This is a genomic window from Bradyrhizobium sp. SZCCHNR1098 (genome assembly GCF_032489375.1).
Lineage (GTDB): Bacteria > Pseudomonadota > Alphaproteobacteria > Rhizobiales > Xanthobacteraceae > Bradyrhizobium.
In genome coordinates this window covers 20595-33346 of sequence record NZ_JAUEXY010000019.1, presented here as the reverse complement: position 1 = coordinate 33346, position 12752 = coordinate 20595, and the positions used below count along the sequence as shown (strand labels likewise).

The 12752-nt window shown below is 64.0% G+C and carries 13 protein-coding genes; 9 read left to right on the top strand and 4 right to left on the bottom strand.

Features of this window, described 5'->3' with window-relative positions; translation table 11 throughout:
- Positions 1 to 12 precede the first annotated feature (12 nt).
- A complete protein-coding gene (locus QX135_RS30140) occupies positions 13 to 396 on the bottom strand; it encodes a VOC family protein (RefSeq protein WP_315754297.1) in 384 nt (127 codons plus the stop codon).
- Between the two features lie 221 nt (positions 397 to 617).
- Here QX135_RS30140 and QX135_RS30135 point away from each other — a divergent pair, with 221 nt between their 5' ends.
- The 4 genes from QX135_RS30135 (at position 618) to QX135_RS30120 (ending at position 3032) form a co-directional block, all read left to right on the top strand.
- Entirely contained in the window at positions 618 to 1322 is a 705-nt protein-coding gene (locus tag QX135_RS30135; protein ID WP_316182072.1) for a hypothetical protein, read from the top strand.
- A gap of 114 nt (positions 1323 to 1436) precedes the next feature.
- Positions 1437 to 1901: a hypothetical protein gene (locus QX135_RS30130; protein ID WP_315737649.1), complete on the top strand. Its 465-nt coding sequence runs from the start codon at positions 1437 to 1439 to the stop codon at positions 1899 to 1901.
- Positions 1902 to 2104: 203 nt separating this feature from the next.
- Positions 2105 to 2518, top strand: coding sequence for a DUF3775 domain-containing protein (locus QX135_RS30125; RefSeq protein ID WP_315737650.1), 414 nt, complete (start codon positions 2105 to 2107; stop codon positions 2516 to 2518).
- Between the two features lie 67 nt (positions 2519 to 2585).
- Positions 2586 to 3032: a host attachment protein gene (locus tag QX135_RS30120; RefSeq protein WP_315737651.1), complete on the top strand. Its 447-nt coding sequence runs from the start codon at positions 2586 to 2588 to the stop codon at positions 3030 to 3032.
- Between the two features lie 72 nt (positions 3033 to 3104).
- Here the strand turns inward: QX135_RS30120 and QX135_RS30115 are convergent, their stop codons facing one another.
- Together QX135_RS30115 and QX135_RS30110 are read right to left on the bottom strand one after the other, a co-directional pair.
- Complete coding sequence (locus QX135_RS30115) at positions 3105 to 3299, bottom strand: hypothetical protein (protein ID WP_315737652.1); 195 nt, start codon at positions 3297 to 3299, stop codon at positions 3105 to 3107.
- A 163-nt stretch (positions 3300 to 3462) separates the two neighbouring features.
- Positions 3463 to 3645: a hypothetical protein gene (locus tag QX135_RS30110; protein WP_316182137.1), complete on the bottom strand. Its 183-nt coding sequence runs from the start codon at positions 3643 to 3645 to the stop codon at positions 3463 to 3465.
- Positions 3646 to 4117: 472 nt separating this feature from the next.
- Between QX135_RS30110 and QX135_RS32475 the strand changes: the two genes are divergently transcribed.
- A complete protein-coding gene (locus QX135_RS32475; protein ID WP_409997750.1) occupies positions 4118 to 4357 on the top strand; it encodes a hypothetical protein in 240 nt (79 codons plus the stop codon).
- Between the two features lie 204 nt (positions 4358 to 4561).
- Here the strand turns inward: QX135_RS32475 and QX135_RS30105 are convergent, their stop codons facing one another.
- The gene (locus QX135_RS30105) at positions 4562 to 6019 is read right to left on the bottom strand and encodes an acyltransferase (RefSeq protein WP_316182069.1); all 1458 of its coding nucleotides are present in this window, start codon (positions 6017 to 6019) and stop codon (positions 4562 to 4564) included.
- Positions 6020 to 6332: 313 nt separating this feature from the next.
- Here QX135_RS30105 and QX135_RS30100 point away from each other — a divergent pair, with 313 nt between their 5' ends.
- The 4 genes from QX135_RS30100 to QX135_RS30085 all read left to right on the top strand — a co-directional run bounded on the left by QX135_RS30100 (position 6333) and on the right by QX135_RS30085 (position 12747).
- On the top strand, positions 6333 to 6728 hold the full coding sequence (locus QX135_RS30100; protein WP_315737654.1) for a hypothetical protein: 396 nt from the start codon (positions 6333 to 6335) through the stop codon (positions 6726 to 6728).
- A gap of 223 nt (positions 6729 to 6951) precedes the next feature.
- A complete protein-coding gene (locus QX135_RS30095; RefSeq protein WP_315737655.1) occupies positions 6952 to 7704 on the top strand; it encodes a hypothetical protein in 753 nt (250 codons plus the stop codon).
- A 7-nt stretch (positions 7705 to 7711) separates the two neighbouring features.
- Complete coding sequence (locus QX135_RS30090) at positions 7712 to 11335, top strand: hypothetical protein (protein WP_316182066.1); 3624 nt, start codon at positions 7712 to 7714, stop codon at positions 11333 to 11335.
- Positions 11332 to 12747, top strand: a complete 1416-nt coding sequence (locus QX135_RS30085) for a hypothetical protein (protein WP_316182064.1) — start codon at positions 11332 to 11334, stop codon at positions 12745 to 12747. Before QX135_RS30090 ends, QX135_RS30085 begins: the two co-directional genes overlap by 4 nt.
- Positions 12748 to 12752 lie beyond the last annotated feature (5 nt).

Here is a 12752-nt window from a genome sequence, read left to right as displayed (position 1 = left end):
GCGGGGCGGCGCTCAGACGTATTTCTTGTCGCGCTCCAGGAGCTCGATGGAAATGCCCTGGGGCCCGCGGATGAAGCAGATGCGAACACCGGGGCGGATCGTGGTCGGCTCGGTCGTGAAGGTGACGCCCTTGGCCTTGAGCTCGGCGGCCGCTGCGTCGATGTCCTTCACGGTGAGGCCGAAATGATCGAGGCCCTGGTGCGGGGTCACCGGCGGCTCGTTCACTCCGTCGCCCGGCTCGACCTTGGCGATGAACACGCTGGCGCCGCCAAGCTTGACGTCGATGCGGCCGGGATTGCGGACGATCTCGCCGCCGAGAATGTCGTGAAGCCAGTTGGCGGTGGCTTCCGGGTCAGGGCTGCGCAGATGGATATGGTCCCACGTGACATTCAACATCGTCGAGATCTTTCGAAAGAGTGAACCGCTTGCGGCGCGGCGGCGTTCCTTGGGGCGTCGGCAGCGGAGCGGATGTTTACCGGCCCGTCGCCGGCCGCGCCAGCCGGCAAACCGACCGGTATCCGGGCCTGCCCTCCAATTGTCGGCTTTGCATGCAACCCTATCGATGTTTGCCGATTGAAGCTTCCAGATGCCCCCGCCGGGCAGCCGATGGTGCAGACATGAGCGCGGGTCTCTCTCGTTTGCTGGGACGCAAGCCCGATGCCGCGGCGTCGCTGGCCATGCGCCGAAGCGGCGGAGCGTCGATCCCTTTGGGAGCCGCCGTGTCGGGGTTGGCGATCCTCGCGCTGATCATGTTCGGCGCAGTCGGGTGGCTGATCATGTCGGTCGAAGAGGAGGAGATGGCCGACCTCCGCCTTGCGCAAGTCACATCGGCCTCCCCGAGCGGCCGGTATGAAGGAGATGAAGACGGGACGGAGCCGTCGCATGGGCTCTCGTCCGTGGTGCCCAGTCTGGGGTCCAATGCGCACCCCGATTCGTCCCCGGTGGTCGGCTCCGGCCGGAACGTCATGGACGCGCATGCCAGTCTGTCGCCGACGATTCTACCTGTGTCATCCAGTGCGCTCGACCCGGCCGCTCTGTCCGGCCTGCGGATCAGTTCCCAGTCCTGGCGGCGCGGCGGGCTTGGATCGAAGGCGCTGGTGACCTTCACGCTACGGAATGCCAACGGTTTCGCAGTCAAGGACGTCGAAATCAGCTGCGCCTTCAGCCGGCGCGACGGCAGTCACGTCACCGACCGCCGACGGATCGTGCCCGGCCAAGTCGGGTCGCGCAGCCGCAAGACCTTCGCGGCGGTCCACGTCGGATTCGTCAACGTTAACGTCAGCGCGGCCAAATGCGCGCTGGTTGCAGCGACCAAAATCTAATTATGTCGCGCTAGTCTCCCACGGTCTTTGAACCCGAGCGTTCGACGCGGGAACATACTGTCATGATCCTCCGTTAGGTGGATGTCGGCGCAGGTGCCGACGGAGCGGTAAATTATGCCCATTCTCCGTTACTTTCTTTTCGTCGGTGGAACTCTGCTGGCGCTGCTCGTCCTGGCGGATGCCGTGCTTCCCAGCGTGCCATTGCCTGCAAGCCTGTCGTCTGCGTCGGATCTTCCCCCGGTGCGCATTCAGTCGACGCGAAAGTGGCCGGAGCGGATCGTGATGGACACCTCGATCGCCACGCCAACTCCGGTGAAGCTCGCGAAGGCGGAGCAGCCTCCGGCAGAACCTGCGGGAGAAGTGGCCAAGAACGGTCTTCGCGACGCCTTCGCGCAGATGAGCGCCGTCGAAGCCAACCCGCAGGTTGCGGCCGTGAAGGCCGCCGAGAAGCCTCGCGCGACGCGGATTGCCGACACGAGCAAGGCGAAGAAGCGAAAGGTCGCAAGAGCTCATCTGGGCAGACCGATGATCCTGGTCGCGCAGCAGCCGCATGTCGGCCCTTTCGCTTGGACCTGGTAGTATCGATTGCCCGCAGTCCCCGGTCGATCCAAGCAGTCCCGGTGCAATCGCGCGCCGGGGGCGGTCGAACTGACGTGGGCTGCTGCGCCGTTTTCACGCCGCCGCGCTGCCTTGATCTTGCGCAAAGTGCGCTCCTTCCGGAACGCCTAGCGTCCCTTGCATGGGACCTGGGAGCGTTTGCCCGGGGACCCAGGAGACGCTGAATGACGACTACCACGCCCACCCTCTCGATCTCGCCGGAGAAGGTCGCCTTCGTCGTGACCAAGATCCACAAGCATGAAATGGAAGCGGCCGAACCCGAATTGCTGGCAGATTTGGCGGATGACGACGCGGCGCCCGGTACCGGTGGGCGAGGTTTGAACACGGACAGGTCGGAGCTCGTCAGCTTCATCAGGGGCCTCAATGTCGACGAACAGATCGATCTGGTCACGCTGATGTGGCTGGGCCGGGGTGACGGCTCGCTGGACAATTGGGATGAGCTTCGTGCGCAGGCCGCTCAGGCGCACAACAATCGCACCGCGACGTACCTGATCGAAACTCCGATGCTTGGCGACTATCTGGAGGAGGCTCTCTCGGAGTTCGGCCTTTCCTTGGAAGACTTCGAAGAAGGCATATAGCTGGGCGGCGTCTCCCGATGGATTCCCAGCACGTTCTTCGTTGCAATTCGGATGATGGAGTAATCTCATGGACAAGCTGAAGGTCGGAACCGGTGATTGGATCGTCGTGTGCGACGGCCGCAAGGCACTGATCCTCGAGAACGTCGGTGACAGCATGTTTCCGAACCTGCACACCAAAGAGGTCCGTGAGCAGGAGAACGACCGCACGAGCGCTCAGGGCACTGATGCGCCCGGCTCGGTGCAGCAGTCATTTGGCAATGCTCGGAGTTCGGTGGATCAGACGGATTGGCATGATCAGGCTGAGCGCGCCTTTCTCAAGCAGCTTGCTGATCGCCTGCATCAGGCTGTCCTGTCGGGCGAAACCAAAGCCGTCACGATGGTGGCGTCGCCGCGCGCGCTCGGGATCATCCGCGCCGACTATTCCGACGCGGTACGAAAGGTGCTGCATGGCGAGGTCCACAAGGATCTGGTCAAGCTTCCGGTCTACGAAATCGAGAAGCAGCTGCTCGCCTGAGGCCGGCTTTCTCATACCAATGAGCGCCCGGAGGCCCCGTTCGCGGTTTCGACCGCGACGGGATCGACGGGATCAATGTGTGCTTTCATGCGACGGTGTCGATTCCGGCGCAGCAGGCACCAGACTTGTGTCCAGGTGCGCGGCTCCTTTTTCGACGATCTCGTAGCCGCAATCATCCAGCCAGGCGATCAGGCGATCGGCCATGGCGTAATCCCAGGTCGGGTAGGAGCGTGCGATGACCTGGCGTGGCGTGAGCTTGCGAGACATTGGTGATCCTTCCCTGATCTCATGGTGCTCGATGAGACGTCGAGCGTCTGGTCTTGTCATCTTGAACCCCAGAACGCGATGCGCGGTTCCTGCGGCGCCCGAGCGCTGCCGCTTGAGGAGCGCTGATCATTCACAGCGCCTCGGCGAAACGGGGCAGAATTCATCAAGCGCTGATCACCTGTGGCTGCGCGTCGTCGGTCACGGGAGCCGCGGTGCGCTCCGGCTTCTTCTCCACGATCTCGTACCCACAATGATCGAGCCATGCGATCAACCGGTCGGCCATGGCATAGTCCCAGCTGGGATAGGATCTGGCAATGACTTCGCGGATTGAAAGCTTTCGTGCCATCATGTCGATCTATCGCTCCCTGCATTCGCCACGGGCTCGTCCGGCGCGCATCCGGACGATCCAAGGCTGGCCGGCAGTTCGTGCCGCCGGCTCCTGATGTTGTTCGGCTCGTCACGTTTCTGAGCGCGCGCGCCCCAACGCCTTGCTGGCTCACCACGATCAAATTGGCGTGGAGAGGTGATTTTTCCGCTTATCGCTCGCCCAGGCTGCGCAATCATCGCCCAACATGGTGAAAACCTTCTCGCTACGATGGTCTCCCATTTCCGTGCACGGATATGGCGCGGTCGTGCGCGTAGTAGGGCTAGAGTGTGGTGACGGCGCGATGTTTCGTCACAGGCTGGCGGCGACCATCTCCGACGAGATCTCAGCGCGAGCAGGCTGCGATCAACGGGGGAACGGTTTGATACGTTCATGGTTTCCGCTGGGGCGCGGTCGCAGGGGCTCGTCGCCTCGGAGTCAATGGAGCAAAGCGATGAGGCTGATGTTTTGGGTTGTGCTGCTGACTGGCCTTGCGGCAGGAGGCGGCCGGTCGGTCGCCAATGAGTCCTGCGGCCCAGGGTGCCACGTCGCGCCCAATGGCGGCTGCGTCGTGAATGGCTGGGAGGTGGGAGCGCCGGTGTGGAACGAATGCCCTGCGGGCGCTCGGCCAAGGCCGCCATGCGGAACCGCGTTCAAATGGAGCAGACAGGCGAGGGCCTGTGTCAGTAGGTGAATATGCGATGGCTGATCATCGCCGCGGGAGGGTGCATCGGGCTGCCGGCTGCCGCGAGGGATCAGCGACTGTTCACGTTGGACGTCGCGCCCTGTCGTTAGCGGCGGCAGCTTCGTCTGGCTCCTGATTCAAGGCACGGCAAGGCTCCGGATAAGCCGCTGGTAGAGGCGCACCGCGAAGCACGGACGGCCGGTGACACGGCGCTCAGACCGGCGTCGCATGGATCACGTCGCGCGGTGCGCTGGTGCGGAAGGCTCTCCGTAACCATGTTCGCGAGGGCGCCTCGATGAGCATGTAGGTGACCCAGGCCACCGCCGTCGCAATCGCAACGAACAGACCGAGCCGCAGTGCGAGCTCGAGAGCGCCGGGAGCATCTGACTTTCCGATCATCGCAAGCCGAATGAGAAAGGGATGCAGCAGATAGATCGAATAGCTGCATTCGCCACCAATGATCAGGGCTCTGGACGACAGCCAAGCGGCATGGCCGTACCGACTGGCTGCGACGAAGACGATCGAGAATCCCGAGATCTCGATGAGACGTACGGCAAGTTCGATCGCGAACGACCAGCCGGGCAGACGAGGCTGCAGAAACAGCAGGACAGGCGCACAGATGAGGCTCACCAGCGCAAGCCAGAACAGGAGCCTCACGCAGCGTCGCTCCCCGTCACCGATGCTGGCATCGGCGCGGTTCTTGTAGATCATGGCGGCAAGGCAGCCAGCCAGGAACTGAGCGATGTGAAGATAGGGAGAGTAGTAGGTGAGCCACTGCATCCCGTTTTGCGTGAGGCTTGGCGCGGCGGCCCGCAACAACGCAGCGCCAAAGGTGAAAGCGGCGGCGATCGTCAGCGCGAAAGTCACGATGTTCGCAAGCGCGATCCAGATGATCGTGGGCAGCCTGGCGACGCCTGCAAACAGCAGGCAGACGAACGGAAACAGCAGGTAGAAGAACAGCTCGACGCTGATGGACCAGAGGTGCTGCAGCGACGGCACGACCGCGACCAGCATGGTGCCGTTCTGCACGGGAAACCAGGCTTGCGTCATCGTGAGGATGAAGCCGAGCGACGGGGCCGAGAGACCTCGCGCAATCACGACGTATGCGACGACTGCGAGCGCAATCACGGCGTACATGGGGTAGAGTCGGGCGAAGCGTGCGATGGCAAATTCGCGAAGAGCGCTTCCGAGCGGTTGCGAGTGGAAGCGCGCGGCATAGTTGAGCCAAAGGACGAATCCGCTCAGCACGAAGAACATTGTCATTCCGATGCTGCTGACCTGAGCGATGAGCTCCGGCAGCAGGCCTTGCGCCAACGACGGGGCGCCATGGCCGACGGCGACCGTTGCGGCCGCGACGAAGCGTAAGCCGGTCAGCGAGCCGATGAAGCGTTGCTCGTTCACTTTGAGGGATGGTCCTGATACTTGGGAGGCGCTGCCGCTGTTGTAGAAACAGCAGGGTCCGGAGGCAACCCGACGCACGCCGGCCGGAGACGGGATTGCCGCCCGCTTGAGCGACGATCTGGCGTTCAGGCCAGAGATGACTCTGCGCCCGATCGGTCCGGCGTCTGCCGTTTGCGGCGTCCGACGCGGCGGCGTCTCACATTGCTGTCGACAACAACGAGCTGAAAAATAAAGAGAAATCAGCCTTGGCGTCGGCGGCGTCCCACCCAAGGGGCGAGGCGTTTCCCGGTGCGGCATGCGATCGGCGGGAGGGGCGGGCAACAGGCTGGTAGGTTTGAAGAAATCCGGGAAGAGCAGCTTTTGCAGCGGATCGTGCCTGTTGCGAAACCCCGCCGGGAATCTTGGCCAGGGGAGGTTACGGCCAGGGCCTTGGTCGCACCTGCGTGGGATGCGGAGCCTCGGCCGGATTGCTGCAGGGGCCGGATTGCAAATGGACTCGCAAACCGACGGCGGCTAGTTATTTGTCACCTCCGGCTGGTCATCTTGCATGACGCTGAGCGTTTGAACGAGGACGGAAGCCGCCTTGCCCGCTGCGCCATCTCAGCTCACCGATCAAACCGTCGACACCCAGCTGACGACGAATTGCAATGCGCAGGTGGCCGCAACGTTCGACACCAACGACAGCACCTGGGTGACCTTCTTCGTCAACGGTACGATCCCGTGCTGGAGGACGCTCGTGTCGATTGGCGAGGTGAAGGTCACGCTGGCCGAGGATGTCGCTGTTGCCGGCATTGTCCTGTGCAAGGGGCTGACCGTGACCATGAACCCCATGGGTCCCTACTACACGGTCACGATGACAGGAGCGATCGTCGATTCCGGAAAGGAGAGCAGCTTTACCGGAATCGTGCTCGGCTCGTTCACCCGGTCCGCAGCGATGAAGCGTGCGATGCAAATGCTTCGGAGACAAGGCAGCCGCTGAGGGCCGGCCCGGCTTCGCGTGAGATGTAAACACCAGAATGTTATCGGGCGTGGGGGCAGGACTGTGATCTGGCCCGATTGACCGCCCCTACGAACTCTGTTACACGATGCAACCTCTGATAGATTTCGATCATTGGTAGTTTATTGATTTTCGACTCGCCTCAGCTGCGCTCAGCAGCTGCGCGCTGCAGGTTTCGACCTGTGTTTTACAAAAGGAGATAGTCATGTCTGATCGTGAAGGTATTCGTTTCACCGCTCCCGCCGTCGTAAAAACCCCCACGAGTCCCAACACCGATGTCGTCGCGACGCCGACGGGCGATCCCAACAACACGACGCAGCTCGTCTTCGAGTATCAGGGCCGCATTCCGGTCTGGACGCCGGTGGTTTCGCAGGCTCAACCTCAAGTCGTCTTGGGGGCCGACATCACGATCGGCGCAACGACTTGGCGCAAGGGCATCACGGTCCAGTATGCGGCGCTGGGATCGACCCAGTACACCGTGACCATCATCTCGGGCGAGATCGTGGACGATCGTGGGCTCTACTCGCTCCAGGGCGTGACGCTCGGCATCTTCCCGATCAGTTCGTCCGTCAAGTCAGCGGCGCCCGCGGCGACGCGGACCGAAGAGTATCCGCGCGCGGCCTTCACGGCGCTGCCGACGGTGAACACCCCGACCAGTCCGAACAGCAACGTGGTGACGACGCCGAGCGGCGACACCAACAATACGACCTACGTCTCGTTCCAGTATCAGGGCCGAATCCCGGTCTGGACGCCGATCGTCTCGCAGTCGCAGATCACTGCGGTCCTCGGTGCTGATATCACGATCGGGGCGACGACGTGGAAGGCGGGCATCACGGTGCAATATGCGGCGCTGGGCTCGACGCAATATACGGTGACCATCATCAAGGGCGACATCATCGACGATCGCGCCCTCTATTCACTGGCGGGCACCTTGCTCGGCATCTTCCCGATCGGGTGATACGAGCATGGACGCGTCCGCGTCAGCGCAGTTCGAGCAGGTCGACTCCTCCGCGATCTACGAGACCAGGGTTGCCGGCTCGGTTGGCTGGGCCGGCTACCTTCTCGGCGCGGGCTCGTCGCTGCCACCGTTCATCAACTACGATGACTCGCTGAAGAAGTACGGTGGCAGTTATCTGTTCGCGACACAGCGGCCCGCCGATCTCGATCGGGATCCCGGCGGGTTCGCCGAGCGTGCACGGACCTATATCAGCAAGGCGACGCGCAATCGCGCCGTCGTCTGGCTTGCCTCGGCCAATCCGGTCGTGTTTGGCGACTTCGAGCGCTATGGCGTCTCCTTCATCAATCTGCCGCCGGTCTACCAGGTCTCGGGCAACATGAACCTCTGGTTCGCCAGCAACGCCAAATTCTACATCCTCGATCAGAGCCGGATCGATATTGACGGTGGGGCGCTGCGCCTGTCGGGCTCGGCGCTGAGTTCACCTCCGTTCATCGGCTTCGCGGGCAAGGGCGACAACCCGCTCGGCATTCGGCTTGCGCCGGCCTCCAATAATCGCATCTACGCCTACGTGCCCTTCGGCGGCGCCAACACCGGCTGCGTGACCTTTGATGGGCTGCTCGATTCGAAACAGGCGTTCGTCAGCCAGGGCTTGGGGCAGGGCGTCCGCTACGTCATCAACAACAATGCGACGGCGTCGCTGCAAGCTGCGCAGTATGCAGCCATGACGGTGGCGGCGTTGCCATCGCAGCTTTCGATCGCGGGCGCTTTCGACCTCGGCGATCCGGCCAACCGCGTGATCAGCCGAGAGCAGCTCGAACAGGGCTATCTGCGTTCCGGTTTTGCCATAAAGGGGGCGCTTGCGCTGACCAGCGAATTCCGCACGACCGGCGGGCGTGTCGTGCAACTGACACCGCTCGGGGCTGGCAGCGGAGATACGGCGCCGGCGCTCGGCGCCGGGGGCTTCGCCTTTGCCACCAGTGTCGCGAGATCGGCCAAGACCGACACCGGCACTGCCTATCTGAGCCTGGCCGGCCACTATGCGCTCAGTGCAGACGGCAGCGCGGCCGGCCAGGTCGCGAAGCTGATGGGCGGACTGTTCGGATCGGAAGCGCTCAGCTTCAAGGCGTACGACGTCAGCCTGCCTGCAACACAAAACGATCGCCTCAACGCGATCCCCTCGAAACCAGGCTACGCGCCGGTGTTCCCGTTCGAGACGGCGGATCTCAACCGTCCCGCGAGCGGCGCCGTTGCGCCGCGCCTGACCGACGACCACCAGACCTCCTGGGTGACCATCGTCGCCGGCAGCGGGACCGTCGACTATCTGGCCGAGCCCGAAGGCAGCGCGATCTACGGTGCGGCCGCGGCCGGCGCCGCGAATGCGGAGATACTCCAATCCGCGCCGCCGTTCATGCCGCTCGCCCAGGGCAGCGACAAGACGTTCCCGCTGGCGCCTTATGGCGCTGCTGCGAGCAGCGGCCTCGATGGCGCGACGCTCGTCCAGTTCGAGAGCCAGATTGTGGCCGCAACCCGCAAGTCGCTGATCTCGGGCTATGGCAGCAAGACGTGGTCGGCGCGGGTGCAGGCGGCGCGGGCTCATGCGTTGCACGGCACGCTGGCGGATGGCCCCAGCACCGATGGGACGACGCCTCAGGGCTTCATCATCGAGCGCGATCCGGCGACGGGGGCCTATCTGAAGGTCAGCATGGCGCAATCGCTCGACCGCGACGGCAATACCCTGCCATTCGCGCTATCTGCTCCAACCCAGGCGATGCAGGACGCCTTGCAGACCAACCAGCTCTTTCTGGTCGCCGTCAATCCGGAGCCGTTCGGCACCGGCGCCCAGTTCGCCAACACCGTCAACATTGCGGGCTGGACCATGACCGCGGCGGTCGGCGCCGGTGCGTCGGCGACCGCCTACCGCAACGTGATGATCATGAAGTTCTGCTCCGGCTCGTTGCTGGAGCGGGTCACGAATGCCAATCGTTGGACGTCCGCGGAGCAGTTCTCGCTGTTGCCCGGCACACCGCCGGTCACCGCCGCGCTGTCCTACACCGGCCTCTCGCAATGGCTGCAGGACTACATTGCGGACGCCATCGCACGGTCGAAGGGAGCGTCCGGCCCATTCTATGAGAATTTCGCGCGCATTGCCCAGGACCCGAACTGGACCGGCGTCATCGTGCTCGCGGCCGATCTCGGCCAGCGCGACATGCCGCCGGAGATTGCGGGTCTTGCCGCCGGCATCGACTTTACGCGCTTCAACGCCCATCATTTCGGCTTCACCGTCAGCCGCGTCACGGTCGACGGCCGGAGCGGCCGGATCACGATGCCCTCGGGCAGCTCGAGCCTGTTCGGCCTGATCGACTACGAAGATCCGCGCTATGCGGTGAACGTCTCGAGCGGCGTTGCGCCCGACGTGCCCGTGGCGGTGCAGATGAGCGGCGAGTTCGACTTCACCGTGCTGCAGCTGCAGTCGTTGTTCGAGAACGCCAGGCTGACGCGGTTCGACAGCCACGTCCAGCTCTCGGTCGCGGCGCTGTTCGGCGCGCCGGTGTCGCGGCTGTACTCACGCGGCAAGCCGCAGCCATTCACGGGAATCGTGCTGAAGGGCAGCTATGTCGATCAGGGCGGCCGCGGCGCCTATGTCTTCGAGCAGAACACGACCAACGTGCTGACCAGCCCATCGAACGTGCTGCCGGCCGTCGCCTTCGACCGTGTGCAGTTCAACACGATCGGCACCCAGGACCAGGGCGCCACGGTGGCGAGCAACTTCCTCATCTGGGGGCAGCTCGATTTCACGGCGCTTCAGAGCACCGCCGAAGAGACGCTCGACCTGTTGTCGTTCGGCAGTCCGCCGGACACGCCGGAGGCGGCGCTCGGCGTCGGCCTCGCCTTCTCCGGTCTCGCCGTCGGAATGACCTATCCGCAGGCGACGCCTGGCGCCAAGCGGTTCGAGGTCGCGACCGGCAACCTGGCCTGGAATCTCAACGGCTCGACGATGCGCGACACCAGCCTGTTCCGCGGCTTCGCGCTGCAGCTGAAGAGCTTCGTCAACGCGACCGGCGATCAGAAGCCGTCCGATCTCGGCTTCCTGCCGGTGACGTCGCAGCTCAACCTGACCGAACTCGAGGGGCCCTGGTTCGGCGTCGTCTACGACATCACGCTGGGCGGTCCGGGGGCGCTCGCCTCTGGCGTCGGCTTCCAGTCGCAGCTGCTCGCGGCATGGTCACCGATCACCACCGGCTCGGATGCGCAGCATGCGGTCTTCATCGGCATGAGCCTGCCGGGCGCGGCGCCCGGCGCCAGCCTGTTCAGCATCCAGGGCGTCATCAAGGTTGCGGTCGGTGCGATCTCGATCCTGCGCCAGCCGGTCCCGACCGCATCGGGACGCAAGCTGTCTGATGACGGTCCGAAGTGGTTCTACTGCCTGCGGATCGACGATATCGCCATCAAGATCTTCGGCATCGCCAAGCTGCCGCCGTCCGCCAACATCCAGTTCTTTCTGTTCGGCGATCCCGACAACACCGGCAGCCTCGGCTGGTATGCGGCCTATGTCGCCGACGACAATCCGGGCTGCGAGCAGTCGCTCGCATTCGCCCCACGCAAGCCCGAGCTGCAGGAGCCGTCATCATGACGCGGATCCTGTTCTGGAATATCGAGAGCTTCTCGGTCAACAAGATCTTTTCCGCGTCGATCAAGCGGCAGCGTGGCCATGGCGGCCTCAACGACATGCAGAGCGCGATCCAGCGCCGCGCGGTGATCAATGCCGTGCTGACGGCCACGCAGCCGGACATCATCGTCATCATCGAGGTGAGCTCCGGCGACAATGCGCCCAACGCGCTGGCGAGCCAGACCGGCGGCATCAATGCACTCGCCATGGTGCAGTTCGGGCTCAACAACCCCGCCACGATGGTGGCAGGCGGCTGGAACGCCGTGCCGCCGCTCTACACCGGGACCGGCGGGCGCGCCGAAACGGTCGGCATTCTCTATCGCCGCACCGACACTGCAGGCAACCTCCGTCGCTATTTCACCGGGCCCAACATCTGGACCGGCGGTCATGGCGGCCTGTCGGTGCCGCCGGGCGGCGGCGCCGCCGCGCCGTACAATGGCATGGTGGTGCCTATCGGTGCCGTGAACGTCAACGGAATGCTGGTGCCGCCGGGGCTTGGCGGCGTGCGCCAGATTCCTGCGGGCGCCCAGCACAATGGCGGCCTCAATGAGGACGTCGTCGCCGCGCGCATCGCCTTCACGACCACGCTCGGTGCGCCCGTTGCCTTTGGCGGATTGCGCGAGCCGTTCATGGCAACGTTCACCGAGACCGATAATCTCGGCGTCGTGCAGCGAGACCTCACCATCTTCGGCATCCATTCCCCGCCGAACAATCCCGCGGCGGCGAACTACATCACCACGCTGTCGACGATCAACGATATCGTCGGCGCCCTGGGAGTGAATGAGACGCGGGTGATCGGCGGCGATTTCAACGTCAATCTGTTCGCCGTCAACGGCACGGCCTCGGGCCTCTATAATCCGCTCACCGGGGGGCCCGGTGCCTACACGCTGCTCGTCAGTCCGACGGCGGTGGGAGTTCCTGTCAATCTCGACCAGTATAAGGGCTATTTCTCCACCCATATCCGCGGCAAGGACAAGACGGCGGCCTCCAAATTCCTCTGGTCCAACGGCGGCGGGCCGGGGCAGAGCTTTTATCCCGGCTACGGCTATGTCGGCTCGAACTTCGTCGCCGCGCCGTTCTACTCGATCGACAACGTCCTGGTCTGGCCGCACAACGGCATGCACAACTATCAGACCACGATCATGAACACGGTGACCGGCACGCCGATGAACGGGGTCATGGCGCCGCCGGACAATCCTCCCCCCGGTGCGATCGCTTTGGCCAACCAGTTCACCGCGCCGCCGATGGGGTGGCCGGGCGCACCGACGGCGGCGAACTATCCCGGGATCGGCGGCGCCGGAAATCTGACCGGCTGGAGCAATTACGGGCGCGTTCGCAACACCAGCGATCACTTCGGCATCTCTGCCGACATCTGAGGGAG

Coding starts and splice junctions, on each gene's coding strand:
- QX135_RS30140 (WP_315754297.1), bottom strand. CDS start 396: ATGTTGAATGTCACGTGGGACCATATCCATCTGCGCAGCCCTGACCCG.
- QX135_RS30135 (WP_316182072.1), top strand. CDS start 618: ATGAGCGCGGGTCTCTCTCGTTTGCTGGGACGCAAGCCCGATGCCGCG.
- QX135_RS30130 (WP_315737649.1), top strand. CDS start 1,437: ATGCCCATTCTCCGTTACTTTCTTTTCGTCGGTGGAACTCTGCTGGCG.
- QX135_RS30125 (WP_315737650.1), top strand. CDS start 2,105: ATGACGACTACCACGCCCACCCTCTCGATCTCGCCGGAGAAGGTCGCC.
- QX135_RS30120 (WP_315737651.1), top strand. CDS start 2,586: ATGGACAAGCTGAAGGTCGGAACCGGTGATTGGATCGTCGTGTGCGAC.
- QX135_RS30115 (WP_315737652.1), bottom strand. CDS start 3,299: ATGTCTCGCAAGCTCACGCCACGCCAGGTCATCGCACGCTCCTACCCG.
- QX135_RS30110 (WP_316182137.1), bottom strand. CDS start 3,645: ATGGCACGAAAGCTTTCAATCCGCGAAGTCATTGCCAGATCCTATCCC.
- QX135_RS32475 (WP_409997750.1), top strand. CDS start 4,118: ATGAGGCTGATGTTTTGGGTTGTGCTGCTGACTGGCCTTGCGGCAGGA.
- QX135_RS30095 (WP_315737655.1), top strand. CDS start 6,952: ATGTCTGATCGTGAAGGTATTCGTTTCACCGCTCCCGCCGTCGTAAAA.
- QX135_RS30090 (WP_316182066.1), top strand. CDS start 7,712: ATGGACGCGTCCGCGTCAGCGCAGTTCGAGCAGGTCGACTCCTCCGCG.
- QX135_RS30085 (WP_316182064.1), top strand. CDS start 11,332: ATGACGCGGATCCTGTTCTGGAATATCGAGAGCTTCTCGGTCAACAAG.